The following is a 25,270-nucleotide window of genomic DNA, read 5'->3' as shown; positions in this document are numbered from 1 at the left end:
AGAAAATAAGACAGGCCGTCAGGTGGCCCGGCATCAAAGGAATTCAGGGTGAGGGAAACCATCCCGGATTACTGATTGACTCCGGGATGGTTTTTAATTCCTTCAGGTGTGACTCGAAAAACTAGTTGGCTTCCATGCGTTTTTCGAGGGTATCCATCGTTTCTTTTAATGCGTACTCAAGATAATAGTCCTGCGGATGAATCAGTGATTCAACGGCGATCTCAAGTGCACGCGGATCATTGTAAAAACTGAGTGCACGAATGGCTTCCAGTCTGACCCTTGGGTTTTCATCATTGATCTGAACCTGCAGCAGGTCCAGAGAGTTGTCAACACGATCACGCCAGTAGCAAAGGACACGCGTGGCGGCGGCCCGCGCTTTGGGTTCGGGAGATTGCAGCATCTTTTTCAGGAAGTCGACATCGACGACATCCAGGCTCTGGCGGACCCAGAGCGCTTCCAGCAGGTTGTGCTGATAGTTTTCCTCTTGGGGATCCAGGCCGGCAACCCATTGATTCAAGGCGTCGATGACTTGATTTGTGTCACGGACACGCAGTTCACGACGAACCCGGTAACGAACCTGATCTTCATAGGTTTTTAACAGGTCGAGCAATTCAGGGATTGAAGCGTCTGCGATATTCGGATCTTTGAGCAATGGTTTTTTCGAATAGGTAACACGCCAGATACGACCATGCTGTGCATCGCGGTTGGGATCGCGAATCGAATGCTGCATGTGTCCTACGAGCGGGTTGAACCAGTCAATCAGGTACAGCGCTCCATCGGGGCCGAACTGCAGGTCGACAGGGCGAAAGTTCGTATCGGTCGATTTGACCAATGGTTCGACAGGATCAGCTGCGAAACCGGAACCATCATCTTTCATTTTGTACTGCAGTACGCCGTGAAAGCCGATGCAGTTGTTGAGCAGGTAATTCCCCTGAAGTTCATCGGGAAACTGGCGGCTGGAAACGAACTCACAACCTGCGGTCGGCCGCCATTGTTTTTTGAGGAAGTGTTTCATGCCGGCGTGTTTGCGAGGATAATCCAGGTCACCGGAATAGGCGGTACCGAAGTAATTGGCTCCGCCGGACGCATCGGCGACAAAGTTCTGTCCCCAGCGGTCGAAGACGTGCCCCCAGGGGTTGGCATAGCTGTACGAGACAAAGATACTTGTTTTTTCGGTACGCGGTTCATAGCGGAAGATGCCTGCGTTCTTGACGCGCTGTGGACCATAGGGGGTTTCGACCTGACTGTGGTGGAAGGTTCCTTCCTGGAAGTACAGGCCGCCACCGGGTCCCCAGGTAAAGGCGCTGATAGAATGATGGGAGTCTGCGGAATCGAATCCGTGCAGGACGATTTCTTTGTAGTCAGCGTGGTCGTCGCCATCGGTGTCTTTCAGGAAGACCAGGTTCGGCTGTTGAGCGACATAGACTCCGCCGTCTCCCAGTTCAATACCAGTGGGCAGATGCAGGCCGTCAGCGAAGACCGTCTGTTTGTCGGCACGTCCGTCGCCGTTTGTGTCTTCCAGGATCAGGATTTTGTCATCGACTTCTTTGCCTGGCAGGTACATCGGGTAGGATGCCATCGTGCAGACCCAGAGGCGGCCTTTACTGTCGAAGGCGAACTGCACAGGGTTCTTCAGTTCGGGGAATTCGACTTCGGAAGCGAACAGATTGATTTCGAAGCCTTCGGGCAATTCGAACTGTTTCTGTGATTCTTCAGGCGAAGTGATTTTAATGGAAGCCGGGTCTTTGACGTTGGTCTTGATGTCGGCGAAGTCACCAGTGTTGCTGTCATCAATTTTTACCGGGACCGTTTTCCCTTGTGCCACGGCCCAGATGCGTTTGTCGCGATTGGCGATCATTTTACGGAGCTTGGCAAATTCAGACGGGAAGTTAACCACGCCAAAAGGTTCTTTGCGGCCGCCGTAAATATAGTAACCATTGACGGCGCGATAGTCGTACCAGAATTGTTTGTTCTTTTCCAGAACTTCGGCGCGGAGTTTTTTCATGTCCACGGTTGAACCTGACGTATCTCGTGGTCCGAACAGTGCTTCGTCGATGACGGGAGCAAGCTGCTGGTAGCCGTAGTCAGTCAGGTGGATGCCATTGAATGTTAAAGCGTGGTCGTCAGCTTCCATCAGTTTTTTACTGGGCGTGAAAAGATCGACGAAGATCACGTTCTTTTCTTTAGCGATTTTTTGCATCGCGTCCGTGTAGAGCTTAATGCGTTCGTTGTTTTCTTTTCCGTCTGTGAGGCCAGGGCGGTTCAGATTTTCTGTAGCAATGGGGGAAAAGAGAACCAGCCGCGGATGTGATTTACCGTTGTATTTGGCTGCCAGGGTTGTGTCGATGAAATTCTTCAGATCTGTTTCGAATTGGGGGAGTCCTGCTTTTCCGGCAAAGGACTCATTGAAACCAAAGCAGGCGATAATGACATCTGCTTTGTGATCTTCCAGATTATGCCCGTGATCCTGAAAATCTTTGGAGCGGGGACGCAATGTCAGTTCATCAGCCGACCAGCCCAGGTTCCTGACAACGAGTTCCTTATCGGGGAAGCGACTGTGCAGCAGTGTTTCAAAATAACCTGCGTCCTGCATGCGTTCCGGAAAGGTATTGCCGATGAAAACAATATGATCGTGTGGTTTCAGTTCAAGTTTCTGCTCGTTTGCTCTGAGCTGGTTTGATGATATTACAGCAAGGATCGCTGTGATCAGGCACAGGAAAATATTTAGAGATTTCTTCACTGCTGTTGGCTTTCTTTTAGAACTTTTAAAGGCAGGAGACCCTGAGGGCAAATTTGTGAGTCAATTCTTCAGGATTGCGTGTTTGGCATATCGATTACAACTATGATTTTGTAGCATACCCCTACCTATGTCAAATCAAAGTCAGGGGTTGTAAGGAATGACCTAGCATTATGAACATCAGTAACATTCCAGGGAGTCTCAGTGAATGAAGTTCCACTTCGCTTCCACCAGAGGGAACATTAAACAGTTCCGTATAGATACTACGCAAAATAGGACGGATTCAACAAAACAATCCTATCCTCAAGTATCCGACAATGCATCTATTAAATTAATAATCGAAAGTATTCCCGCGGGGGTGGTATTCCGCGCGGGCGAAACGCTGATTATCAACCAGCGATCCGAAGAGTTACTGGGGAACTCAATTGAAACTCCAGAATTATTTGAAGCGAATCTGGGGCGGCTGTTTGAATTGCAGACTGAAGCTGAATTAAAAACAGATTCCAGTGAACCAGATCAGGCGGAAATCTGGTTTCAACATGCCGATGGTATTCAGCATTTGTGTGAAGTCAAGCTGCCGAACAACCCGGAACAAGAGCTTTGGTTGTTGAACAGCATTTCCGCGCAGCGGCAAAATGAGCGATTACTGAAAAGATTGACTCGAGCGACAAGTGATGTCACCGGCGATGAATTTTTTAAACGTCTGGTGCAGGAATTATCTCATGCTTTAAAAATGAAGTATGTCTGTCTGGTTCAGCATCAAAGAGACCAGAGTACTAAATGTAAAACCTTTGGCGTTTCTGTTGATGGAAAACCAGGGCCCGATTTTGAATACGATATCGTTGGCTCTCCCTGTGAGCACGCTATTGGGAAGGATCCCTATTCAGTACATCAGGGAGTCTCCGGGCAGTATCCGCAAGACGAATTTCTCATCAAAAATGGCATTGAATCTTATTTCAGTCTCCCGATGATCGATAAGGATGGAGAGGTTCAAGGCCATTTGATGCTGCTGGGAGATCGCCCTGTCTTTGAAGATTTGTGTAAACTTCCTGTCATCAGGAATTATACTTATCGGGCAGCTGCTGAACTCAGTCGCGCGCAGGCCGAAAAGAAGCTGCAGGAAAGTGAATTGCGCATCACCATGGCTGCCCGGGGTTCGTCCATCGGATTCTGGGAATATGACCTGACGACAGGACAGGTCTATTTCGATGAGCACTGGTATGCGATGCTGGGTTATGGTCCCGGCGAATTTCCCGAAGCGTTTGCCAGGTTGCAGGATCTGAAGGAACCAGCGGAATTAGAGCCTGCAATCAATCAGGCGTGGACTCAAATGATCCACCCGGATGATTATGTGACATCAGTGAAAGCGCTCAACGATTATATTTCAGGTAAGTCGAGTTCTTATGATGTTGAGGTTCGGATCAAGAAAAAAGATGGTACATGGAAATGGGTATTTACACGTGGCAGAATCTCTGCTTACAGCCCGCAAAAAGTTCCTCTGCAGATTATCGGTACCCATATTGATATTGATGATCTGAAACGTTCCCAGCAGATTCGTCTGGAAAGTGAAGCGCGCCTGCGCATCATTATGGATCAGATCCCTGCGATTCTGTGGACGACTGACCTTGATAATCAATATACATCTATCGTCGGAGCAGGGCTGAACCAGTTGGGGATTCAACCGGCAGAAACGGTGGGGAAAGGCATCTATAATTTCCATAAATCGCAGGATGTTTCTGTCAATATGACGGCGATGCATCAGCGAACCTTGAAAGGGGAATCTGTACGGTTCGAACAACAGTTCGAGAATACCTACCTGGATATCCATATCGAGCCGTTACGAAATATGAATGATGAAATTATCGGATGTATCGGGCTGGCGATTGACGTGACGGTTCGAAAGAAAACCATTGAGCAACTGAATCGGCAACGGATTTTATTACAGATCATATTTCACTCCGTGACAGATGCGATGATTGTGACTGACCGCAGCCATAATATCGTCATGTGTAACGAGTCGATTCAGATCCACTTCCGTTGTCAAGAAGCGGATCTGCTGGGCCGGCCGGTTCGCGAACTTATTGTCTCTTCCAGTCTGTATGAAGAGCAGTTCAACCGGGTTTCCTTTCCCAACACCCGTGTTTTAAAACCGTTTATTGTTGAGTATCGACGTGCCGATGGTTCCCGTTTTCAGGGGGAGACGATCGTTACCCCCCTCAGACGATCTGATAACCAGATTACCGGATATATCAAGGTTATCCGGGATATCACAGATCGAATTCAGATTGAGGAAGAAAAAGATCACCTGCATGCACAGATGCTGCATGCCCAGAAACTGGAAAGTCTGGGCGTACTCGCTGGTGGAGTTGCCCATGATTTTAATAACTTACTTCTGGCAATATTAGGGAATACGAATCTCGTATTAATGGAACTGGATGAGGAGTCTCCAGTGGCTCCCTACGTGAAAAGCATTGAAATGGCCGCGCGTCATGCTGCGAAAATCTGCGAGCGGCTCCTGGCCTATTCCGGGCGTCGTACCTTTGCCTCAATGACTTTTAATTTAAATCGCGTAATTCAGGAAACAGTAGAGATCATGAAATCGATTGTTTCTCCGAATGCACCCATTGACCTGGATCTGTCTGCTGAAGAACTAATGATCCATGGTGATACAGGTCAGATAGAGCAGGTGGTTCTGAATTTACTGACCAATGCTTCTGAAGCGATTCAAAACCAGGCAGAAGCAGGCAAGATCAAGATTCGCACCGGTGTCAGCGAGTTGGGTAAGGATGAATTCTCAGAATATTATTTCTGTGAAAATGGAACCCCAGGTCGATTTGTCTTTCTCGAAGTGGAGGACAACGGGAGCGGTATGGATGCTGACTGCCAGTCAAAAATGTTTGACCCGTTTTTTACAACCAAATTTACTGGTCGGGGACTGGGGCTGGCTGGTGTCTCTGGGATTATCAGAGGGCACCATGGGGGGTTACACGTTGAGTCTATTACGGATCGAGGTTCCTGCTTTCGCGTAATTTTACCTCTGGCAGTCGAAGCGTCTGTCGATCTCGATGATGATGGCAGTGCCGAATCGCAAGTACCGGTGGAATCCGGTTCCATTCTGGTGATTGATGATGACCTGGCAGTGTGTAAAGTGGTGAATCGCGTGTTGCAACGCTTTGGGTTTTCCGTGATGACTGCTTATTCAGGTAATGAAGGCCTGGACCTTTATGAGAATCATCGTGACGAGATCAGCGTGATTCTTCTGGATATGACTATGCCAGGTTTAAGTGGTGTTGAGACCTTTGAACTGCTGAGGAAGAAGGGAGTAGACATCCCTGTGATTCTTACAAGTGGACTGAGTGAGACTGATATTTCGGAACAGATGCAGGGGTCCGAAATCGTCCATTTTCTGAAAAAACCCTACAAACCTCAAAAACTGGTGAATGTGATCAGCAAAGCGTTGATCAGGCAACAGATTCAAGACGATGCTTCGAACATCAATATCGAGTAGAGTCAGTTCAGCAGTAACTGCTGTAATTGTTCAGCGTATTGGTTCAAGACCATTGCCAGAATCAGAAACAGGCCGGCCACCAGATCGCTTCTGCTAAAATGATCCGCGCTGCCATGCGATCGGACAAATTCAAAAATGGCTCCGGTGGGGCAGCCATAGTGACAGTAAGCCTGTGGGACAAACAGGGAAGCGACAAGTCCTGCCACTGCAATAATGATCGAAGCAATGCCTGCCGATGCCAGCAGGTAAGCATCGAAGGCTTCCAGTTCCGCCAGGTCGACGGGGATTCTTAAAAAAAGAATCATGAGAATCAGCCCGATTAATAAAGCCGGGATCCAGCGTAATGCCCGTTTGATATCCGGTCTGATTTTCCACTTTGACCGTGCGGGAAGCAGTCTTCCCAGAAATTCCTGTGCGGTCCCATGCGGGCAGATGTTCTGACAATAAACATTCCGACGGGTCGTCCAGGGAACCAGCACAGCGACTGCAGCCAATACGACAAGTCCCGAGACCGTTCTCCAGGGAACCGCATACCGGGCCCAGCCGGCAAACAGCGATTCCGCCAGCAGGTCTCCCGTCCAGAAGCCGAGATAAATCAATGCGACGAGTTTGAAAAATTTTCGCAACCAGTGAATCCGCTTGAGACGCGTAAAAGTAATCAGGCATGCGGCAATACAAAAGCCAATAATGGTTGCGTCTTTCACTCGGAATACAAACGGGGGATCTTCCTGTGCTTTCTGTTCAGAGATGCGAATCCGATGCGCGATGGCATGGGCGATGCCCATACTGGTCATGGTAGCGCCGGAAACCCCTTCGATCTCCCCCGACTGGAGATCCAGCTCAGCGATTCTATTCCAGCCATATTCCTGCCAGAGGTTCATCCAGTACTCATTCTGACGGACATCATTGACGTGCGAGGTGGTGTCACCGCTGCTGCGGATGGAGATGCCGGCGATGCGGTCTGTCTGCGGGCTAAATACGATTAAGGTGTCAGAAGGGCCACAGTAGCCGATAATGCCATCGGAGACCGGTGAAGTACGAATCGCATACCCGATTTGCTTCTGACTCTGGTTCAGGACAAACAGTCCCATCCGGTCCGAATGATCAACCTGCAGTGAATGAGCGGCGGGTAGAATCTTCTGGACTTCTTGAAGTTCAATGGGAGCCTTGCCCTGGACGCGCAGCCGCACAAAGTAATCCCTGATCAGACAGAGAATGAGAATCAGGAGAGCCATCCGGTAGAACTTGAGAGAAAGTGACTTTAAGAGACTGGCGCGCCGTTTCGATCGTTGAGGCTTCACGGCTTGCGGTAAGTCTGTCATCCTGTTCTCATCAACTCAGGCAGTCTGCTTTGCCTGAGTCGTTTATTCTCTGGTGTTGATTTCAAACAATGGTGCAACGGCAGTCTGACTCAGAGAATGAGCTCAGTCAGCAGGCAGGACCTGAATTGCATCGGCGTGCACATTCCCGTCCACTCCCTCATTGGACATGACGACCTCAATCTGTTGCCCTTTCTCAAATTCAAAGGTGCCAAGAGAAATAAAGCCGTTCTTTAATGGTGGTTTGATTCTCTGATTGATTTTCACCGTTTTCGTTTCCTGAGGAGAGCGAACGGTAACCGGAGTGTTGGTAGCACGATTTTCATGGTGACCATAAGCCAGACGGACTTCATATTTTCCTGTTTTATCAACCTGGAATTTAAAGTGAATCTCGGCTTTTTTCCCTTTGCCATGATAGACGTAGTGGTTGCCGATAAAGCCTTTCAGACCTTCCCCTCTGGTCCAGGTACCGACGAACTGTACGTTGTTGTTTTCGTCATCAATGACCAGACCCGGGAGTGTCGTCGGGTCGATGTAGGCATCGATGATGGGGGGCAGTTCTTTGGAATCTTTCGGCGTATAGAACTGACCATCAATTGTATCGCGGCGTTCGACGCCTTTTCGGGACATCAGTTTTTCGAGGTCCTGATAGTAATCCGTATAGACTTCACGGGGACTGCAGTCTTTGTCAGTGCAAACGGCGGCCGCCTTACCGACGACTTCACCCATCATGCCACCCGTTTTCATAACACGCACTGTTCCGAGTGCTTCATGAGTGACACTGACACAACGCCCTGCCATAAACAGGTTCGGGATGTTGCGTGAGTAAAAGCATCGATAGGGAACGGGATAACCGAATCTGCGGTCGACGCGACTGTCGAAAACAGCTTGTGAAATGAAGGGGTCTTCCGGGTATTTCTGCATGTATTGTTTTTTGGGATAGTGTAAATCGATGGACCAGGTGCTGGGCACACAGCCATCCGGAAAAGCGATTTTATTCACAATATCTTTTTTACGCAGAATGACGTCGCCGCGGAGCATACGAGATTCGCGTGGTCCGCCGATAAAAGCCATCCAGGTTAATTCCGCATTGGGGTGCTTGTCTTTGCCCCCTTTGTTTTTCATGGCGTTCCAGGCACCATAGACGGCACGGAAATTCCAGTCTCGCATGGATTCCAGATCTTTGATGGGATCTTTGTCAAAGCCGCTTTCCCAGAACCATTCGCCATGAAAACGTTTGGGGTACGGGAAGTCATCCATATTCAGGTTGAGTGCCCAGCTGACATCGGGAAATGATTTCTCTGTTTCTGCTTCTTGCCAGGTCCACATGTTGCTCATGCCCATGTGGCCTTTTTCATGTGTGTAATAGTCGGCACCCGCCAGGTATCCGATTTCTCCATGACCCGTGCAGTCCGCGAAGAGCGAACCGAGAAATTCCGTGCGTTTGCTGGATTTGGTATTGAAGGCGGTCACGCTCTGAATGGCTTCTCCCTCTTTTTTCACCGCATAGGCACGCGTATTGAGAAACAGGTCGATATTTTTTTCGGCGCGGACGACATCTTCTTTCAATTTGTCGCCGTACTCTTCATAAGTACCAGGAGAAGCAGCAGCCGAATCAGCGAATTCGGCGATGATCTCTCCGAGATGAGGATATTTCCCACGACGTACCAGTCCCTGTGCCCAGACACGAACTTCTGAACTGCCATTACCACCCAGAACCGGACGATCCTGGATGAGCGCGACCGAACAACCCATGCGGGCAGCGGAGATCGCGGCTCCCATGCCGGAATATCCACCACCGACAACGACCAGGTCATATTTCTTCGTTTTTTCCGGCTGATCCGGCAGGCCGAGCATGCCTTTGCGCCACTGATCCATGGGAGACAGGTCGTTGGGGGGCTGGTAGTTGAGATCTTTTGTAAACAGAATGGCATCGCAGCGCCCTTCAAAACCTGTCAGGTCATGCAACGCCAGTTTCGCTTCCGGTTTTGTGATCTCGACCGTACCACCATCGTGCCAGAACCATTTGGCGCTCTTGGTACCAAAGGTTTCCTTTAAGGGTTTCCCATCAATCATCAACTGGAACCGGCCTGGAGCCCCCTTGGCTTTCCAGGGAGCAACCCAGTCTTTCGTGCGAACGAGAACGCGATATTTTCCGGTAGAGGGAAACTGGACGGTCGTTTCTGCGTCTGCCACTGGCTGGCCGAGTCCATGCGCCAACAGATAGGGAGAGCCCATGATGTTGATAAACTGGGTATCCAGTTTCCAGCCACCCTGCTGGTCGAAACTTTCTGCTTCCACCAGAACTCCTTCCACAGGCTGGGAAGCGGCCAAGTCTTCGACCGGAAACAGTGTGATCGCAATTGCTGCGAATACAGAGAGAGTATTAACCAGGTAACGCATTCTCACAGACTCCTGACATTGATTCGTTGAGTATTCATCTCACTCATATCAAAACGGATTCGATCCGAAATAGACTTTCAGATCAGATTATAAACCCGTGCTCGAATCAATTGCAAACAGGCTGTCGCGCGAATTGCTTGAGCGATCTGTTAAATAATGTTCTTAATTATTGAGCATGTTCGCCTAGAAACTGTAAAAGCTGGGCATCTGTGACTTCTGCCGGGCTCGAGAGCGATTTTCCCTGGAACTGGGCAGGCATGGCGGGACGTTGGAAATGAACATAGTCAAATCCGGCGACCAGATCAGGACGACCGTTTCGAATGACCTGTGTATTCTGCTGAGGTGCTTTCAAACGCGAGGCAGTGGTGTAGTCGGTATAAACCGTGAGTCCCACCTGCAGCTGTTCAGGCATGTCAGGGCGGCGATAGCGTTGATGGACATTCCAGCTACCATCCGGTGTTTTTTTCAGCAGGATGAAGTCATTTCCCATGCGCGCGATCTGGATCATCGCGGCAGGCGTCCCTGCGTTGGTGACCGCCAGTGTCGATCGACTGTTGAGGGTGGTTTTAACTTCAAACTGAAACGAGCCAGGTCGATTGGCAGCGCCGAGAGAGAGAAAGATATAATTCTCGCCGCCTGGTTTCCAGGTTTGCGGAGTGACATTGCGAGGCGTACGGATCATGAGACCTGCCAGTGAATAATTACTGCGTGGTGCACCATCGCCGTTTCGTCGCGCGACGCGAATGTTAGAAGTGACCACAAAATCTCCTCTGATTTCTTTGTAGACCAGAACTCCCCGGTAGTCCTTGTACCACGTGCTGCTGTAAGGGATCATGACCATCCATCCTGGTTTCGTGTTAGCGATGTCAAACTGCTCGAGCTGGTCGGCATTGCTCTGTTCTGTCTGAAAAATGCGCGACCACTGTTTCAAAGTAGAGGCATCATCAAAGTCATCACTCAGTTTTTTGAGATCGTCTCGCTGTGTTCCAGTCTGCTGTGCATGCGCATCAACGGTAATCAGGCAACTGGCTGTGAGTGAGATAACAACGCAGAGGCAAGCTCTGCATTTACTTAAGCGGATGTGGAACATAAGAATTTTCTTTGCTGTAATCGGGTGATGTACACAGACTGATCTGTTTAAACTGCTGTTGCAGAGAAATCGTCAGCGAATGTTAAGATGCGACAAAAATTTCGCGAAAAAAGATACTTTGAGCGAAATGAGACTGAAGCTGTTGAATGGCTGGACTCTACGATATAATGGTGGGCTGAATTTCAGAAAAGCCGTTCAGGAAAGCAAGTCTGTATGTCTGTCATAGAAGAAACCGTCACTCAGTGGATCGATCAGATAAAATCGGGTGACGCTCAGGCTGCGCAGAGGTTGTGGGAATCGTATTTTCTGGAAATGGTGGAAGTCGCCCGCAAGAAATTACGAGGTGCGCCCCGGGCCATGGCGGACGAAGAAGATGTGGCGCTGAGTGCCTTTAAAAGTTTCTGCCTGGGGGCCCAGAATGGCCGTTTTTCACAGATCACCGATCGGCAAAATTTATGGCCGCTCCTGGTGGCAATCACTTCGCATAAATCAGTGGACCTGATTCGACTGGAAAACAGACAGAAACGCGGCGGCACAGGAAATAGCGAAGACACAGGGTCACACAGGAAGCAAACGTCCATGCAGGTTGATTTTGAAGAGATTATCCAGCAGCAACCCTCTCCCGAATTCGCGGTACAGATGGCCGAAGAACTGGAAAGACTGTTAAATTTATTAGACAAAACAGGTGATTCCGCCTTAAGACAGGTTGCATTGGCCAAAATGGAAGGGGAAACTACAACTGAAATTGCGCAGAATCAAGGTTGCGCCCGCCGAACCGTTGAACGAAAACTTCAGTTGATTACCCGTCTGTGGCATGAGGATTGCAATTTGTGAAATCGCGAAATGAAACTGATTTCGAACAGCTGCCTTCAGACCTGATGCTGAGAGTCAACCAACTGTGTGATCAGTACGAAACAGAGTTGAGGCTCGGGGAACTGCCTTCGATTGATGACTATCTCGAAAATGTCGCATTAGAATACCGGGAAGTCATTCTCAAAGAATTGATTCCTCTGGAAATCGAGCATCGTTGCCAACGGGGTGAGACTCTGAAGTCTGCCGATTATCTGGAACTGTTTCCCGATCTTGAGCCGGACTGGTTGGCGTCTGTACTCGAAGCGGCACAAGCGGACCAACTCGCTGCTGTAGTGAATTCTTCAGCTCACAAACAACAGAACCTGACCGCCCCACCTTCGCTGGAGCGGTGTCAACAGCGGATTGTGAAAGAGGGCATCCTCTCGCAAGCAGAACTAACGGCACTGCAACTAGCATCAGAGGCAGAGCCATCCAGTCAAACGTCTGAAGATCTGACTGAACTACTAGTGCAGTCCGGCAAAATAACGGACTACCAGTCGGACGTGCTACTGTCCCACGACGACCGACGGTTGTTAATCGCTGATTACCTGATCCTGGAACCAATTGGTTCCGGTGGAATGGGTATCGTATATAAGGCGCTGCACCGCCGGATGAAACGCATTGTTGCATTAAAAGTCATTCGCGCTGATCTGCAGCATGTTCCGGATCGTTTAAAACGTTTTGAACGCGAGGTTCAGACGGCAGCAAAACTTTCGCATTCTCACATTGTGACAGCATATGACGCTGGAGAAGACCAGGGGATTCATTTTCTGATCTGTGAATACATCGACGGCGAGAGTCTGACACAGTTAGTGCGCAATTCTGGTCCGCTTGACTTTTTCGATGCTTTGAACTGTATTCTGCAGGTAGCACAGGGACTGGAGTACGCACACCGTCAGGGAGTTGTCCATCGTGATATTAAACCTGCTAATATTCTGGTCGATGATCAGGGAGATCTGAAAATCCTGGATATGGGTCTGGCCCGTCTGCAGCAGCCTGATGATGTTATTCTGGGAGCGGAAGCGCAAACCGAATTAACTTCCAGCCAGTTTTTTATGGGGACCATTGACTATATGGCTCCCGAACAGGCGCGGAATACGAAGTTCGCGGACCACCGGTCTGACATTTACAGTCTGGGCTGCACATTCTATTTTCTGTTAACGGCCCAGCCCGTGTATCAGGGGGAAACGACAGTCGAACGAATCCTGGCTCACAGAGACGAACCGATTCCCCGTCTGTCTGAACGGCTCTGTCAGGTCCCACCCGAATTCGATCCTATTTTCGAAAAGATGCTGGCGAAGTCTCCCGATGATCGTTACCAGTCAGCCACCGAACTGATTTGCGATCTGGAAAGTTTCTCAATGGAATGTCCGGGTGATCAGACCGCTTTGATTCCTCAGGTTGAACTTTCACAACCGCAGTCGCACAAAGCTGACTGGGCCAGTGATCCGACCGAAGTTCAGCCTGCTGTTCCCGAGTTGACCATGCTGGCAAGTACCAGTCAGCAGGAATTGGCAAAATCTGGTGCTCTCCCTGTTCGTGGTCTGTTGTGGGGGGGGCTGGCTGTTGCCGCGGCGATTCTGATTGGCGCCTTTACCTGGAAACCGGCGGTGACGGATCACTCGGTTGCTGACTCCGAAGTGGCAGCAAATTTGTCGAAAACAAATCCATCTCATTCGATGCTTGCTCCCTTCCAGCAGACTTATGCTGCGAAAATGAATCTGCCTGTCAAAAGAGAGGTTCCCCTTGGTGCTGGGGAATCAGAAATCGAACTGATGTTGATTCCTCCCGGAAAGTTTCTGATGGGCGATCAGACGGCGACTTCGGCTGAGTCAGATGCCCCTCAGCATCAAGTCAGCCTTACCCGACCGTATTACATGAGTGCTACTGAAATCACGAACGAGCAGTTTCGTGAATTTGTGAATGCGACAAAATATCAGACCGATGCAGAGCGGAGTGGCGGGTATGGAATGACGGGTGGCAGTTGGGTGAAGACCATGGATTATTCCTGGAAAAACCTGGGTGACTTACCTGTTCAGAATCAGGCGCCGGCTGTCAGTATCAGCTGGAATGATGCCACTGCATTCTGTGAGTGGCTTTCCGATAAAACAGGTGATCGATATCGCCTCCCCACAGAAGCTGAATGGGAATACGCGTGCCGTGCCGGAACAGATTCCGCGTGGTTTTTTGGAGATCAACCCAGCGAAATGGATCAGTATGCCTGGTTTCTGAATAATTCTGACGGTCAGGTTTATCCTGTCAAACAGAAACGTCCCAATGCCTTTGGGCTGTATGACGTCTATGGGAATGAATGGGAGTGGTGTCAGGATTATTACAGTGCCAGCTACTATTCCGTTTCACCTGTTGAGAATCCGACGGGACCCGCGCAAGGGCGTGAACGTGTCCGGCGGGGAGGGGGATTTCAACAACCGGCGGCACAACTGACTTCCTATATTCGAGGACATGGCTTGCCGGAAACACCATCCCGCGGGGCATTTCGGATCGTTCGTGAAACGCAACTCGATTGATTCCCGAGTTGTGAAAACAGTCAGTGCAGGATCTGATGCGGAATGTTCATCTGCGGGGAGCTGGCGATTTCGAATAGAATCGTTGTGCACAGTGCCAGCGTGATCATCACGCTGTTCTTTCTATACTCTCAGCCACAGTCTTATCGATTATTGTTACACAGTGATGTTGTTTGATGAATGTTCTTTTTTATATTTCGTGCCAAAGAAGAAGATTTTCTTCAGGGGCGCGGGGGTGTCAAGCGGTTGTGATTAAAATCGTGTGGCGATATATGTTGACAAGTGCTGATGTCAAGGCGAGCACGTGCGATGCCGGGGCGATTGCGCGGCGTTGTGTGTCGATCCACAGAGGGCGTTTGAGCAGGCTTTACTTAAATCAAGCTGAGGTTAAGAGGGTTTTATAGTGTTGATCTTCTCACTGATTCCTGTTCTGCAGGTGAAGAAATACTGGACCACGCGCGCGACTCAGTGAAACGCTTATCATGTTTCGTGGCGCGCAGGAGTCAAGTCGAAAATAATCAGTTGAGTCAGTCAGAGCATGACTGTTATTGGAAGGCAAGGCTGTTTGCAGATGACTTCAAAGCAATCAGGGAGATGGGCTATGAATTGTGAAATGACCGGAAACGTGAAAAAGCTGGTTCCTGCAAAGACCGAGCGAGGGGCCTGTGGTTGAATGGAAGTATTTTAGTGGACTTTTTTGCCGTAAAACTTTGTGAGGTGGGTCTGGTAACTTTCGAGTGTCGCAGGGATCTGGGCAGCATCCAGTCTGCCTGTTTCGACCAGACATTCTGCGAGCGCCTGCAGAGTGGCTGCATCTAATGTTTCATCGAAGATCAGCATCAGGCGACGTTCGACGAGATCGCCGATGGTCTCGACCCATTCGTTGTTGATGGTCCAGAGCACGTACTGGCGCGGAATATTGGTTCCGGGGAGCAATTCTGAGGAACAGTCGGGCAGCGAGTCGAGAATGTCCTCGATTAAAGTTCCCTGTAGAATCCAGAGTGTCTGAATACTTGCCAGCGAGAGTTGAAACTTCTCGGCGAGACGACCTTGTTCGGCTTTGAGGATATCAGGGGTTTGCGGATAATGCTCTGCGCCGGGGATCAGACGGGTTTTCGATTCTGAGTGATAGCTTTTCCCCAGCTTCTTCAGGATACGATCGGTCACGTTCTCGGCAAAGGCGCGCCACGAAGTCAGCTTTCCACCCACGAGTGTGACGATCCAGCCGGAGGGACCTTCGTATTCTTTGATCGAGTGGTCTCGCGAAATGGAAGCGGCTTTGCCCTCCGGTTGATAAGGCAGGGGACGAACGCCGCTGTAATGCAGGTTGATATCTGCGGAGGTAAGTCCGACCTGAGGGAAGACCATGTTGACCATGCCGACCAGATAGTCTAACTCTTCAGGGCTGGCGGCGACGTCGAGCGGATTGCCTTCGACGCGGACATCGGTCGTTCCAATCAGTGTGCAGTCTCCAAAAGGTAGAATGAAGACGAGTCGTCCATCGCTGGCTTCGGAGTAAATGGCCTGCTCTCCTAACACATCCCGGAGAGTCTGATTGAAGGTAATGATGTGACTGCCTTTGGTGCCCCCCATCAGTCGCGGAGAGGCAACGTCAACCTGCTGGAGCGTCAGATCACCGCAGGCTCCTGATGCATTGATGATGACTTTAGGGACAAACAGTTCGTGATTTAAACTGGGATGCCGCAGGGATGTCAGTTGTACGTTTCTGTTTTTCAGCGACAGCTGATGATAAGTGAGGAGTTCAAATTCGAGGCCTTTCTGCTGCGCAATTTTCCGACAGTCATGTAATAACGCGACAACGAAGCGCTCGGGATATCGCATTTGTGCATCGGAATAGCAGGCGATCCAGCGGAATTTCTCTTTGTTGATAGCGGGTAATCCTGGTTCACCCACATCGTGTACCGAATGGCGGGGAAGATTGCCTTTCGAGGCAAACCAGTCATACATGGTGAGCCCCATGTCAACCAGATACATGCCCCGCTCAGACGAAAAGGAGAACTGGTTGTTGAGCCAGTGTGCTCCGGGCACGCGGAAACCACTGAGAAAACGGAGACCAGACGACATGACGCCTGTCGCGCGATGTGCCAGCGGGATGGCGAACCTCAGGGGTTTCACGAAATGCGGGGCCAGATCCAGCAGAATCCCGCGTTCGTGAACGGATTCTTTCACCAGCGAAAAATCACCATATTCCAGGTAGCGCAAACCGCCGTGAACCAGTCGGGATGATTTGGATGTTGCTCCCTGTGAGAGATCTCCCTGATCAATCATGCAGACGGAAATTCCGTTCGACAGTAACTCACGGGCAACCGCGACGCCGTTGATGCCTGCTCCCAGTATGAGTACCCGCTCAGTCTGATTCATAAATAGTCCATATTTCGTATTACGTGGCAGGTTGGAATTCCATTAACAGCCGATGCTCATGGGGGCGATAATAGCCTTCGATTTTCTTCCTGACTTGAAAACCAAAGCTCTCATACAGCTTCACAGCAGGTGTATTTTCAGGGTTCACGGTGAGTAATACAACCTCATCTGCCCGTTGCAAAGCCTGTTTCATCAAAGCGGAGCCGATTCCCTGTCCCCGGAAATCTGCATGGACCATGATTTTATGCAGAAAGATTTCATCTGTATTCGTCGGAAACATCAACAGCGCACCTGCGAGTGTCTGTACTTGTGATTCAGGTGAAGAAACTGCGATTAAAACGGTTGCATATTCACACCAGAGTCTCCAGGCATGTTCGCCATCGGGGATAAATGTGTCCGGTTCGATCGGCCAGGCGTTACGATCCAACGCAGCAATTTCCAGAAAATCGTTGGCCTGAGCCTGTTTGATCTGATAGTCCACGAAAGCCTTTCACAGTCAATTCTTATCTGCCATAGTGTAAATAAAGTTTGTGGAGAGTATTGTACGAAGTCCGCCTATCTGTTTCGATCATGATTGAACAGAAATCGGACTTGCTGTAAAAGATTACTATCATCGAATTGAAATGACCCACCCGCCTGCATTCCTGATGCAGAATAGATCTCGATTGAATCGACACCGATGGCCAAGACTTCCCTACCTCACGTGGCTTTACTGATTGAAACGTCCCGCTCACACGGCCGGGGTCTGTTGAATGGCATTCGTCAGTTTATTACAGAAAAAGAAGAATGGTCGGTATTCGTGATGCCTCGTTCGCTGGATTCCCAGGTCCCGGGCTGGATATCCCGCTGGAAAGGTGACGGAATTCTCAGTCGTACGACCAGTCAGGAAATGGCGGATGCCATTACGAATTCGGGGATTCCTGCTGTCGAATTACGATCCACCAAGCTAGAACATGCCTTTCCCTTTCTGGGGATTGATAACCGGGCGATGGGTCGCATGGTGGCGGAACATTTTCTGGAACGCGGGATTCGTCACTTTGGCGTTTATGAGATCGGTAGTGAAGTTTACTTCGAAGAACGCCGCGATAACTACATTCAAACCATCAAAAACGCAGGCTATGAAGTCAGCGTGTTTTCTTCTCCCGACGACTCCGAAGTGCCGCGCGAGTGGGAAAAACATCAGGAACAGATGGTAAAGTGGGTCCGTGAACTCCCCAAGCCTGTAGGCATCATGGCCTGTACCGACCAGCTGGGGTTCTGGCTGCTGGATGCCTGTGATCGTGCGGGAATTTCCGTACCCGATGAAGTTGCAGTCGTCGGAGTCGAGAACGATGAGATCCTGTGTATGATGGCGCGGCCGCCTTTGTCGAGTGTGGCTTTTAATTCAACGCGTATCGGCTATGAAGCTGCAGCGCTCTTGAGCCGCATGATGAAAGGAGGGGCCGTGCCTGACGAGCCGTATCTACTCAAGCCGCTGGGAATCGTCACGCGACAGTCCTCCGATGTGGTTGCCGTGGATGATCCCGAACTGGCGTTGGCATTACGGTTTATTCGCGAAAATGCCTGTAAGGGAATTCAGGTTACTGATATTCTGAAAGCGGTTCCCATGTCGCGGACCGCGCTGGAACGCCAGATGAAATCCGCGATTGGCCGGTCTCCCAAAGCGGAGATCATCCGCACGCAGATGGAGCGGGCCAAGGAACTGCTGGCCTCGACCGATTTGTCACTCGCTCAGATCACCCAACGCATCGGTTTTCGCCATACGCAGCACTTCAGTACGCTGTTCAAAGAAAAAGCAGGCGAGACTCCGGGCGAGTTCCGGGCAAAAATGCATTGATCACAGGCATACAGCTGCTCTTCAGAAAATGCCTGAAAACAGAGGCATTTTGCGATTACAAGTCTTATAATCTACGCAAAACCTGATAATGTTTATGAGATTCCGTAATGACCGGCCTGGATTCTCCTGTAGAATGGAATCCAATTCAATGCTTGAATTTAACGTAGAAGGAATGTTTTGAATGAACAAAGTTTTAATCATCGTTGGTGATGCAACCGAGACTGTTGACACACTTTATCCCTACTATCGACTGATTGAAGGGGGGTATGAGCCCGTTGTTGCTGCACCTGAGAAACGTCTGTATCAGATGGTCCTTCACGAAGTAAAACCGGGATGGACGATTACTAAAGAGTGGGAAGGCTATACGATCCAGGCAGATATTGCCTTTAAAGATATCAAAGAAGAAGAGTACCTGGGAATCTTTTTCAGCGGCGGCCGTGCTCCCGAGTACATTCGCGATGACGAAGACCTGATTCGGATCACTCAACATTTCTTTGAGAAGAATAAACCCATTGCTTCCGTGTGTCATGGCGTAGAAATCCCAGCACGCGCCGGTTGTGTGAAAGGGCGTCGTATGGCGACCGTTCCCAAATGCCAGTTCGATCTGGAAGTCTGCGGCGGCATTTTCGTGAATGAACCCTGTGTGATTGACGGGAATATGGTCAGTGGGCGTACGTATCACGATCATGGTCAATACATCGGCCCCTGGATGAAAATGCTGGATGAGGCACGAAATCAGTACTGAAAAACTGTTTTGAAATCACTCGATCAATCAGAGGAGACTGCGATGACTTCACAAAAACTATCTCGTCGAACGTTTGTTAAAACAGCAGCAGCCGGGCTGCCCATGGCCTGTCTGGCACCGGGAGTTTTTGTGAATACGGCGCGTGCTGCAGAAAAGGCCCGCAATCCGAATGAACGGCTGAAAATCGGTTCGATCGGGATGCGGTACCAGGGTTCGGTCATTGCGGACAAAGCCCAGCAGTATGGCGACATCGTCGCGATTGCAGACGTGGACCGCGAAATTGCAGAGAAGGCCCGCAAGCAGTTTGGCGGCAAAGCGACTCTGTTCGAAGATTATCGGGAGATGTTGGATAAGGCGGACATCGATGTCGTGACGATTGGTGCCCCCGATCACTGGCATACCAAAATGCTGATTGATGCCTGTCAAGCCGGCAAGGACGTCTATTGTGAGAAACCATTATCGTTGACCGTCGATGAAGGGAAAATCATTAACAAAGTTGTTGATGAGACCAAAGCCGTCGTTCAAGTCGGTACCTGGCAGAGAAGCGATCACCGTTTTCGTCAGGCGGTCGAAATGATCAAGGATGGCCGGATTGGTAACCTGCAGAAAGTGACAGTCACTCTCAGTAAAAACAAAACCGGTGGGCCCTTTAAACCAGAATCAGTTCCTTCCGTCTTGAACTGGGATCTGTGGCAGGGACAGACACCCGAAGTACCCTATATCAAGGAACGCTGCCATTATACGTTCCGCTGGTGGTATGAATATTCGGGGGGGCAGATGACCGACTGGGGCGCGCATCATATTGATATCGCCCAGTGGGGGGCCGGCATGCAGGAAACCGGTCCCGTTGATATCGAAGGGACGGCGACGTTCCCGAATGTCGAGAACGGATACAATGTGGCCCTCGATTACCATCTGAAAGCCCGCTATGCCAATGGCGTCGTTCTGGAAGTGAATGATTCCGGACGGACCGGTGTCATGTTCGAAGGAGACGAGGGACGCATCTTTGTGAACCGAGGCACGATTGCCGGGAAACCAGTGGAAGACCTGGCTAAGAATCCTTTACCACGAGAATCGTTCAATGTCTATGCCCACGATAATCTTTCGCGTCCGCCTCGCATGGGCAAACTGGATGCGATTGTGAATCACATGGGGAACTTCTTCGACTGCATTGAGACGCGGGCGACTCCGATTTCCAGCGTACAGAATCAGCATCGCTCAGTAACCGTCTGTCATATTGGTAATATCTCACAGCGTCTGGGCCGTAAACTGACCTGGGACCCACAGCAGGAACAGTTCGTCGGTGATGCCGAAGCGAATACATGGCTCAAACGCGAACAGCGTGCCGGTTATGAGATCAAAGATACCTAAAGTTCTTTGAATTTTATTGATCGTGATTGCTTAACCATTTCTTTTGTTTTCAGGAGAAACGATGACTGTCTCGACCGGGATCATTACCGAAGAACATAAAAAACAGTTTCAGGAAGAAGGCTACTTCATTCTGGAACGGGCGATTTGTGAAGAACATCTGCAGATTGTTCGCGATGCCTGCGATCATCTGATTGATCTGATGCATCAGGAAATGGATCGCCTGGGTACCGATCATATTCATATCAGCCATCGGGGCAAACGCTATCATATCGCGAAGAAGTATGACCAGGCGCCGCGGCTGGATGAATACGTATTCAGTGATCTGATGGCAGAGATCTGTAAAGCCACAATCGGTGATACCTCGTACCTGTTTTACGATCAGTATGTGGTCAAAGCAGCAGAAAAAGGGATCAAGTTTTCCTGGCATCAGGACTCCGGTTATCTTGGTTTCCTGCATCGTCCTTATGTAACGGTCTGGGCGGCAGTCGATGATATGACACTGGAAAACGGGACGGTCGACGTCCTGCCGTATTCTACTGTCGGCATTCGTTCGCTGGTGGAACACATTCGCGATCCCGAAACGGGAGACAAAACCGGATACTTCGGCAAAGAACCGGGCGTCACAGCGGTCGTTCCCGCAGGCAGCCTGGCCGTGTTCAGCTCGTTGACGTTTCACCGCAGTGGTGCGAATACCACCGACAAAATGCGGCGGGCCTATGTGACTCAGTATTCTCCCGAGCCGATTATCGATCCCGAAACACAACAGCCCAAACATCTGGTGGTTCCCTTTCTGAAGGATGGGGAACGGGTTGTTTCTTAAGCCGCTTCGGATTTCACAGCAACAGAAAGATTCAGATTCATGAACGATCAGCTCAGTCGTCGCGATTTTAATAAACAGCTTCTGGGGACAGCCTGTTCGGCGGGTTTACTGGGAACGGTGCTGGGAGCCGGGACAGAAGCCTCACAGAAACCTTTCCAACTGAATTATATTGTCGCTTCCTGTATGTATGGCACACTGCCTTTGGAAACCATTCTGCAGGAAACTCCCAAAACGGGCGCCGAATACATTGAGATCTGGGCGAAACGTCACGGTGACCAGCGCGAGCAGATTGACGAACTGGGTGTAGAAAAAACAAAGCAGCTGCTCGACAAGTACAAGATCAAGCTGGGGAGCTTCACCTGCTTCAAGTACGGCCTGTTTAACATGCAGGGCGAAATGGATCTGGTCAGTCAACTGGGCGGAGACATGGTGATCTGCAACAGCGGCGGTCCCAAAGGATTGAAAGGGGCCGAGTTGAAAGCCGGGATCAAAGCGTTCGCCGAAAAACTTAAACCGCACGTCGCTGCTGCCGAAGAAAAAGGGGTGATGATCGGCCTGGAAAATCATGGCGGCGGACTGATCAACGATCCGGACACACAACGCTGGCTGATGGAAATGTTGCCCGCGAAGAACTTCGGCATGGCGCTCGCACCGTATCATCTGGAACAGGATCCGGAAATGATCGGCAAACTGATCACCGACCTGGATGATCGACTGCTGCACTTCCAGGCCTGGCAGCATGGCATGGGTTGTATCAAGAAACTTCCGAAAGAACAGGAATTGTTACAGTTACCCGGACGGGGAGATTTAAACTTCGTGCCTCTCCTGGCGGCTCTGAAGAAGATCAATTACCAGGGACGGACGGAAATCTTCATGCACCCGGTACCGCGCGGCATTCCCATTCTGCCGACAGCAGAACAGGTAACCGCGGAGATTAATCGCTCCCGTGAATATCTGGAAAATTGCCTGAAGCAGGCTTAATTCAGATAAAGAAATGAGAGAGAACTGGTGAACAGTTCGGTTAGCGAATATGATTTCGATGAGGAGGGACTGCTCATGTCCGAGAATCTGACCATCGAAACCAACGCGATCGAATATCATAATCGGGGCTTACAGGCCATCGTATTACTTTCATTATACGTGCTCGCTGTCTGGGTCCCAGAGATTTGTTTTGTTCTCTATTCTTTTCTCGTTCGCGGCGTCTCCAGCAATGACCTGATTTATGCATTGTTCATCATGATTACATTTATGGCATCGCCAGACGCAGTCTTGATTCAGTGGGAAGCCTTAATCTTTACGTTCACTTTGTTAACTGTAGTCGTATTCGTCTGGCCTGAGTCCCTTAAGGGAAAAACCTGGTGTGCCGGTCTCGTCCTGTTGCTTCATGGTGTTATTGGCGGCTACTTAATCTATCTGCGAACTCGTTAGAGGATGCGATCTTTTGTTGTGAATCCTCTGTCTGAATAGTGAAACATTAAGAATGACTCTGCGAAGGTAATCTGACTTATGAACCCGCGACGTATTCTTCTGAGTATGATTCTCCTACTTGTTTCTAGTCTGCTTAGTCTGGACAGCCAGTCGCTTCAGGCGAAAGAAAAAGCTCGACAGCCGAATATTATTCTGGTCATGACCGACGATCAGGGGTATTGGGATACGGAGATATCCGGTAACCCCAAGATCGAAACGCCGACAATTAAAAAGCTGGCAGCCGAAGGAGTCACCTTTACGCGGTTCTATGCCAACATGGTTTGTGCGCCGACCCGGGCCGGGTTGATGACGGGCAGGCATTATCTGCGAACCGGTTTGTATAATACCCGCTTTGGCGGAGACACACTCGGTCCGAATGAAACGACGATCGCGCAGGTCCTGCAGCAAGCGGGCTACAAAACGGGTTTGTTCGGCAAATGGCATCTGGGGCGTTACGCGCAGTATCAGCCGCATCGACGGGGCTTCGACCATTTCTTCGGACATTATCACGGACACATAGAACGCTATACCAATCCCGATCAGGTGGTCGTCAACGGGACTCCCGTGGAGACGCGGGGTTATGTGACCGATCTGTTTACTGATGCCGCCATTGATTTTATCCAGCGAAATCAGCAGCAGCCTTTTTTCTGTTATCTGGCGTATAACGCACCGCATTCACCTTTCCTGCTCGATACATCTCATTTCGGTCAGCCCGAAGGAGACAAGCTGATTGAAAAATACTTGGCGAAAGGGCTGCCACTGCGGGAAGCACGGATCTACGCCATGATTGAACGTATTGATCAGAATCTGAATCGTTTACTGCAGACAGTCAGCGATTTGAAACTGGATCAGGAGACGGTGGTCATCTTCACCAGTGATAACGGCGGCGTCAGTCGAGGATTCAAAGCCGGACTCAAAGGAAGTAAAGCGAGTGCCTATGAAGGGGGGACCCGCGTTCCGTTTGTCGTCCGCTGGACCGATCATTTTCCTGCCGGAAAAACAACCGATGCGATGGTAGCCCAGACCGATCTGTTTCCGACATTCTGTCAACTGGCGGGCGTCCCGGTACCCCATGATCTGAAACTGGATGGGAAATCGATCCTGTCATTGATGGAGCAGGGGGGCGGAAAGTCGCCTCATCAATATCTGTATCACACCTGGGATCGCTACACACCGAATCCGTTTCATCGCTGGTCCATTCATGGTCCCCGTTTCAAGCTGGTGGGCCATGATCCGCAGGGGAAAAAGGAAAAAGAGGGTGAGCCTCAAGGTCAGCTGTATGATCTGCAGGCAGATCCGGGCGAGACAAAGAATGTGGCCAGTCAATATCCGGAGAAGGTCAGCGAACTGCGTGGAGAGTTCCTGCGCTGGTTTCAGGATGTGACGGACGGCCAGGTTTACCAGCCGGCGGCCATTCCCGTAGGAGATGAGCAGGAGCCGGAAGTGGAGCTACAACCGAGTTGGGCCATTTTGAAGGGAGACGACCTGGAGTACTCGTTTGACGGCTATGACTGGGATACGATCGACAACTGGAAAACGAATTCCGACACAGCCACCTGGCAGTTGGATGTACAGAAACCAGGCCGCTACGTAGTGGAGTTGAGTTATGGCTTTCGCGCAGAGCCTCTGGAAGCTGGCAAATTGCAGATAGCAGTGGGGGATCAAAAGCTCGACTGTGAACTGCCGATGAGCACCAGCCAGAATGTGTTTCTCAAACAATCGGTGGGGACTCTGGATCTCAAAGCGGGGAAGCAGTTTCTGACGATACGGGCCACTCAACCGGAGGGGGTGATAGGCCTGCGTCTGAATTCCCTCTGGTTGAAATCAATGGATCAATAAGTACGTGTTCCTGAAATCGGTTCAGAGTGATTTGCGAATCCGCTGAAAGCTTTCTTGGATCTCTTTACCAACATTAAACAGGGCATCGGTCACGCTGCCCGCTGATTCTTTCATGGCGTCTTTGACTGGCCGGTAATCGTCTTTCAATTTATCCAGTCGATCAGTGACCTGTTCCCATTCGTCTTTGGCCTCCTCCTTACCCAGATGAATTTTCAAAGCAAGTTCATCTTTTTGCTGTTCCAGCGCTTCGATCAGTTCTTCCATACGATTGCGGTTGGTCATTTGCTGATCCTTTTCTTGTTTCAATATTAGACTGGCCCGGTTCTGTTAATAAGCAGCACCCCTGCAGGGAAGCGCTGATCGATGTGCCCCGGA

General features: G+C 50.2%; 17 protein-coding genes. 10 read left to right on the top strand and 7 right to left on the bottom strand.

What is annotated here, in order from left to right; genetic code table 11:
- Positions 1 to 121 precede the first annotated feature (121 nt).
- Positions 122 to 2,740, bottom strand: coding sequence for a PVC-type heme-binding CxxCH protein (locus tag Pan161_RS17655; RefSeq protein ID WP_145229306.1), 2,619 nt, complete (start codon positions 2,738 to 2,740; stop codon positions 122 to 124).
- Positions 2,741 to 3,095: 355 nt separating this feature from the next.
- Here Pan161_RS17655 and Pan161_RS17650 point away from each other — a divergent pair, with 355 nt between their 5' ends.
- Positions 3,096 to 6,245 carry a PAS domain-containing hybrid sensor histidine kinase/response regulator gene (locus Pan161_RS17650; RefSeq protein WP_197995380.1) on the top strand — a complete coding sequence of 1,050 codons (3,150 nt, stop codon included), beginning with the start codon at positions 3,096 to 3,098 and terminating at the stop codon, positions 6,243 to 6,245.
- A gap of 2 nt (positions 6,246 to 6,247) precedes the next feature.
- On the opposite strand, the gene Pan161_RS17645 is transcribed toward Pan161_RS17650, so the two are convergent.
- From Pan161_RS17645 to Pan161_RS17635, 3 genes are all read right to left on the bottom strand, one after another.
- Positions 6,248 to 7,567 carry an FMN-binding protein gene (locus Pan161_RS17645; protein ID WP_145229302.1) on the bottom strand — a complete coding sequence of 440 codons (1,320 nt, stop codon included), beginning with the start codon at positions 7,565 to 7,567 and terminating at the stop codon, positions 6,248 to 6,250.
- Positions 7,568 to 7,669: 102 nt separating this feature from the next.
- Complete coding sequence (locus Pan161_RS31290) at positions 7,670 to 9,967, bottom strand: FAD-dependent oxidoreductase (protein ID WP_145229300.1); 2,298 nt, start codon at positions 9,965 to 9,967, stop codon at positions 7,670 to 7,672.
- A 166-nt stretch (positions 9,968 to 10,133) separates the two neighbouring features.
- The gene (locus tag Pan161_RS17635; RefSeq protein ID WP_145229298.1) at positions 10,134 to 11,057 is read right to left on the bottom strand and encodes a hypothetical protein; all 924 of its coding nucleotides are present in this window, start codon (positions 11,055 to 11,057) and stop codon (positions 10,134 to 10,136) included.
- A gap of 213 nt (positions 11,058 to 11,270) precedes the next feature.
- On the opposite strand from Pan161_RS17635, the gene Pan161_RS17630 reads away from it, so the two are divergent.
- Positions 11,271 to 11,891, top strand: coding sequence for an ECF-type sigma factor (locus Pan161_RS17630; RefSeq protein ID WP_145229296.1), 621 nt, complete (start codon positions 11,271 to 11,273; stop codon positions 11,889 to 11,891).
- Positions 11,888 to 14,437: a bifunctional serine/threonine-protein kinase/formylglycine-generating enzyme family protein gene (locus Pan161_RS17625; protein ID WP_145229294.1), complete on the top strand. Its 2,550-nt coding sequence runs from the start codon at positions 11,888 to 11,890 to the stop codon at positions 14,435 to 14,437. Before Pan161_RS17630 ends, Pan161_RS17625 begins: the two co-directional genes overlap by 4 nt.
- Before the next feature lie 681 nt (positions 14,438 to 15,118).
- Here Pan161_RS17625 and Pan161_RS17620 read toward each other — a convergent pair.
- Both Pan161_RS17620 and Pan161_RS17615 read right to left on the bottom strand, forming a co-directional pair.
- Complete coding sequence (locus Pan161_RS17620; protein ID WP_145229292.1) at positions 15,119 to 16,816, bottom strand: glycerol-3-phosphate dehydrogenase/oxidase; 1,698 nt, start codon at positions 16,814 to 16,816, stop codon at positions 15,119 to 15,121.
- 19 nt (positions 16,817 to 16,835) lie between these two features.
- Positions 16,836 to 17,297: a GNAT family N-acetyltransferase gene (locus Pan161_RS17615; RefSeq protein WP_145229290.1), complete on the bottom strand. Its 462-nt coding sequence runs from the start codon at positions 17,295 to 17,297 to the stop codon at positions 16,836 to 16,838.
- Positions 17,298 to 17,495: 198 nt separating this feature from the next.
- Between Pan161_RS17615 and Pan161_RS17610 the strand changes: the two genes are divergently transcribed.
- From Pan161_RS17610 to Pan161_RS17580, 7 genes are all read left to right on the top strand, one after another.
- Positions 17,496 to 18,653 carry a XylR family transcriptional regulator gene (locus Pan161_RS17610; RefSeq protein ID WP_145229288.1) on the top strand — a complete coding sequence of 386 codons (1,158 nt, stop codon included), beginning with the start codon at positions 17,496 to 17,498 and terminating at the stop codon, positions 18,651 to 18,653.
- A gap of 181 nt (positions 18,654 to 18,834) precedes the next feature.
- Entirely contained in the window at positions 18,835 to 19,398 is a 564-nt protein-coding gene (locus Pan161_RS17605; protein ID WP_145229286.1) for a DJ-1/PfpI family protein, read from the top strand.
- A 42-nt stretch (positions 19,399 to 19,440) separates the two neighbouring features.
- Positions 19,441 to 20,769, top strand: coding sequence for a Gfo/Idh/MocA family protein (locus Pan161_RS17600; protein ID WP_145229283.1), 1,329 nt, complete (start codon positions 19,441 to 19,443; stop codon positions 20,767 to 20,769).
- 61 nt (positions 20,770 to 20,830) lie between these two features.
- Positions 20,831 to 21,589: a phytanoyl-CoA dioxygenase family protein gene (locus Pan161_RS17595; RefSeq protein WP_145229281.1), complete on the top strand. Its 759-nt coding sequence runs from the start codon at positions 20,831 to 20,833 to the stop codon at positions 21,587 to 21,589.
- Between the two features lie 39 nt (positions 21,590 to 21,628).
- Positions 21,629 to 22,570: a sugar phosphate isomerase/epimerase family protein gene (locus Pan161_RS17590; protein ID WP_145229279.1), complete on the top strand. Its 942-nt coding sequence runs from the start codon at positions 21,629 to 21,631 to the stop codon at positions 22,568 to 22,570.
- Between the two features lie 75 nt (positions 22,571 to 22,645).
- Complete coding sequence (locus Pan161_RS17585; RefSeq protein ID WP_145229278.1) at positions 22,646 to 23,017, top strand: hypothetical protein; 372 nt, start codon at positions 22,646 to 22,648, stop codon at positions 23,015 to 23,017.
- A gap of 78 nt (positions 23,018 to 23,095) precedes the next feature.
- Positions 23,096 to 24,895: an arylsulfatase gene (locus tag Pan161_RS17580; RefSeq protein WP_145229276.1), complete on the top strand. Its 1,800-nt coding sequence runs from the start codon at positions 23,096 to 23,098 to the stop codon at positions 24,893 to 24,895.
- Positions 24,896 to 24,916: 21 nt separating this feature from the next.
- On the opposite strand, the gene Pan161_RS17575 is transcribed toward Pan161_RS17580, so the two are convergent.
- Positions 24,917 to 25,177 carry a hypothetical protein gene (locus Pan161_RS17575; protein ID WP_145229274.1) on the bottom strand — a complete coding sequence of 87 codons (261 nt, stop codon included), beginning with the start codon at positions 25,175 to 25,177 and terminating at the stop codon, positions 24,917 to 24,919.
- Positions 25,178 to 25,270: the final 93 nt, after the last annotated feature.

The sequence above is a fragment of the Gimesia algae genome (genome assembly GCF_007746795.1).
Lineage (GTDB): Bacteria > Planctomycetota > Planctomycetia > Planctomycetales > Planctomycetaceae > Gimesia > Gimesia algae.
The sequence above is the reverse complement of the archived record's forward strand: the minus strand, read 5'-3'. Positions and strand labels throughout refer to the sequence as shown.

Excerpts from the sequence above, each read along its gene's own strand:
- Pan161_RS17620 (WP_145229292.1), bottom strand. The coding sequence starts at position 16,816 with ATGAATCAGACTGAGCGGGTACTCATACTGGGAGCAGGCATCAACGGC.
- Pan161_RS17600 (WP_145229283.1), top strand. The coding sequence starts at position 19,441 with ATGACTTCACAAAAACTATCTCGTCGAACGTTTGTTAAAACAGCAGCA.
- Pan161_RS17595 (WP_145229281.1), top strand. The coding sequence starts at position 20,831 with ATGACTGTCTCGACCGGGATCATTACCGAAGAACATAAAAAACAGTTT.
- Pan161_RS17575 (WP_145229274.1), bottom strand. The coding sequence starts at position 25,177 with ATGACCAACCGCAATCGTATGGAAGAACTGATCGAAGCGCTGGAACAG.
- Pan161_RS17580 (WP_145229276.1), top strand. The coding sequence starts at position 23,096 with ATGAACCCGCGACGTATTCTTCTGAGTATGATTCTCCTACTTGTTTCT.
- Pan161_RS17630 (WP_145229296.1), top strand. The coding sequence starts at position 11,271 with ATGTCTGTCATAGAAGAAACCGTCACTCAGTGGATCGATCAGATAAAA.
- Pan161_RS17605 (WP_145229286.1), top strand. The coding sequence starts at position 18,835 with ATGAACAAAGTTTTAATCATCGTTGGTGATGCAACCGAGACTGTTGAC.
- Pan161_RS17590 (WP_145229279.1), top strand. The coding sequence starts at position 21,629 with ATGAACGATCAGCTCAGTCGTCGCGATTTTAATAAACAGCTTCTGGGG.
- Pan161_RS17610 (WP_145229288.1), top strand. The coding sequence starts at position 17,496 with ATGGCCAAGACTTCCCTACCTCACGTGGCTTTACTGATTGAAACGTCC.
- Pan161_RS17645 (WP_145229302.1), bottom strand. The coding sequence starts at position 7,567 with ATGACAGACTTACCGCAAGCCGTGAAGCCTCAACGATCGAAACGGCGC.
- Pan161_RS17635 (WP_145229298.1), bottom strand. The coding sequence starts at position 11,057 with ATGTTCCACATCCGCTTAAGTAAATGCAGAGCTTGCCTCTGCGTTGTT.
- Pan161_RS31290 (WP_145229300.1), bottom strand. The coding sequence starts at position 9,967 with ATGCGTTACCTGGTTAATACTCTCTCTGTATTCGCAGCAATTGCGATC.
- Pan161_RS17585 (WP_145229278.1), top strand. The coding sequence starts at position 22,646 with ATGTCCGAGAATCTGACCATCGAAACCAACGCGATCGAATATCATAAT.